Origin of the sequence: Mesorhizobium sp. M2A.F.Ca.ET.039.01.1.1 (assembly GCF_003998035.1) — a bacterium.
Lineage (GTDB): Bacteria > Pseudomonadota > Alphaproteobacteria > Rhizobiales > Rhizobiaceae > Mesorhizobium.
The window spans coordinates 1-2,274 of the sequence record NZ_RZRY01000867.1 but is presented as its reverse complement, the minus strand read 5'-3'; the positions used below and the strand labels follow the sequence as shown (position 1 = coordinate 2,274).

Here is a 2,274-nt window from a genome sequence, read left to right as displayed (position 1 = left end):
CGTTATGCCGCTGACGATCCTGGATGTCGGCCTGCCGGTCTGGTTCGACGCCATGCTGCGCCGCTCACCCATGCGCGTAGCGCGGCCCGTGGGGCTGGCGACGCGCGCCGATGTCGTCATCGAACGCCGCGCCGAAACCGAGCAGCCAGCCACAGGCCGGCGCGGCGCGATCGACGAGCGGACACTTGCGGCGCTCAATTCCTTCGCCGCCAGAACCTATGTGCCGGAAAGCGAAAGATCGCGCGTGCGTGGTGCCGGTGGCGGCCGGGTGGACGATGAATAACAAGGGGAGAACAAAATGAGTGCAGCCGACGGCCAGAAGATCGCCATGCGTGGCGCAGGCTACTATTCGGCCAATACCGTCGGCGCCAAATACGTCATCGACAAGGTCGGCGATCTCGTCATCGAGGCTGTCGCCAGGATGCCCCGACTGGCCGACGGCCTGCCCTTCGCCATCGCCGATTTCGGCGCCGCCGATGGGGGCACTTCCATGGACATGATGCGACGGCTGATCGGCGCCGTTCGGGAGAGGGAACCGAACCGGGCGATATCGATCACCTATACCGACCTGCCCCATAACGATTTCTCGACCTTGTTCCGGCTCAGCCAGGGCCTTCTTGGAACCTCCACCGAAGCGCCGCTGGCCGAGACGCCCGGGCTTTACATCTTCGGTAGCGGCACCAGCTTCTACCGCCAGATCCTGCCGGACAATTCGCTCTCCTTCGGCTTTTCCGCGACGGCGATGCACTGGATCAGCAAGCGGCCGTGCATGATCGCCGACCACGTCCAGGCGGTCGGTGCAAGCAATGCCGAGCGCGAGCAGTTCCGCGCCCAGGCGCTGCGCGATTGGGAGACGATCCTGCTTGCCAGGGCGCGCGAATTGCGATCAGGCGGGCGGCTTGCGCTGGCCAATTTCTGCATCGACGAGGAAGGCCGCTATCTCGGACATACGACGGGCGCCGACATGTTCGACAGCTTCGCCCGCCATTGGCGCGACCTGCTGCGGACCGGGCGGATCAACGAGGCGGAATATGTCAACGCGACGTTCCAGCAGTTCTACAAGACACCTGAGGAGTTCGCCGCGCCGTTCCGCGATCCCGCTTCGCCGGTGTCGCAAGCCGGGCTGAAGTTGGAGACGATGTTCACCATGGTGACGCCTTGCCCATATGCCGAGGCGTTCCGCACCCATCGCAATGCGGGGGATTTCGCCCGGGCCTATGTGCCGACGCTGCGCTCCTGGTCCGAGACCGTTTTCGCCAACGCGCTCGATCCCGCGCGACCGCCAAGCGAACGCTCCGCGATCATCGACGATTTCTACGGCGCCTATGAAGCCGACGTCGCGCAAGCTCCCGAAGGCCATCGCATGGACTACGTCCACTGCGTAACGGAGATCGTCAAGTCTTGACGGAGCGGCAAGCGCCGCGCCGCCCGCTCGAGGTCTTGACGAAAACAGGTGCGCCTGTTTGAGACTCGGCGAGCAAGGGGACATTCGCTCCCGAGGAGATGAGCAGGCGGTGGGCAAGCTTTGAAGCGCGTTTTTCGATTGCTTGCTGCTGCGATCATGGCGTCCGGTGTGACCGGCTGCACCAGCATTTCCTACTACGCGCAGTCGCTGGAGGGCCATGTCGAGATCATGGCCGCGCGGAAAAATGTTGGAAAACTGATCCGCGATCCCTCTACGCCCAAGGCGCTGCGCGCCAAGCTGACATCGGCCACCGCCATCCGCCGCTTTGCCACGGAAGAACTGGCGCTGCCCGACAACAGCAGCTACCGCAGCTATGTCGATGTCGGCCGCAACGATGTGACCTTGGCGGTCTTTGCCGCGCCGCAATTCTCGCTCGCGCCGGTAACATGGTGCTTTCCGGTGTTCGGCTGCGTTCCCTACAAGGGCTACTTTTCGCGCAAGGACGCGCTCGAAAATGCCGCCGCGCTGCAGCGGCGGGGGCTGGACGTCTATGTGACGGGTATCACGGCCTATTCCACGCTGGGCTGGTTCAGCGACCCGCTGCTCAGCACCATGCTGCGCCAGAACGACACCTATCTCGCCAGCCTTGTCTTCCATGAGCTGGCGCACCAGAAAGTCTATGTGAACGGCGACTCCGCGTTCAACGAGGCCTTCGCGGTTTCCGTCGAAACCACCGGCACGAGGAAATGGCTGCGCGCCACCGGCAATCGCGCCGGATTGCGCAGCTACGAAGCCGATCGCAAGCGCAAGGCGGATTTCCTCGGATTGATCTCGAAGACCCGGGACGAGCTGAAACAGGTCTATGGAAG

3 protein-coding genes are annotated in these 2,274 nt (G+C 63.7%); all 3 read left to right on the top strand.

From position 1 onward, the window contains the following. On the top strand, positions 1-283 hold a 283-nt coding region (locus EOA24_RS42080; protein ID WP_210213635.1), incomplete at its 5' end, for a hypothetical protein. Between the two features lie 15 nt (positions 284-298). Then, a complete protein-coding gene (locus EOA24_RS34840) occupies positions 299-1,405 on the top strand; it encodes an SAM-dependent methyltransferase (protein ID WP_126081824.1) in 1,107 nt (368 codons plus the stop codon). A gap of 156 nt (positions 1,406-1,561) precedes the next feature. After that, a partial coding sequence (locus EOA24_RS34835) for an aminopeptidase (RefSeq protein ID WP_127410642.1) occupies positions 1,562-2,274 on the top strand: 713 nt, incomplete at its 3' end.

What these genes read in the sequence shown, in the direction of transcription:
- EOA24_RS34840 (WP_126081824.1), top strand. Translation starts at nt 299, where the DNA reads ATGAGTGCAGCCGACGGCCAGAAGATCGCCATGCGTGGCGCAGGCTAC.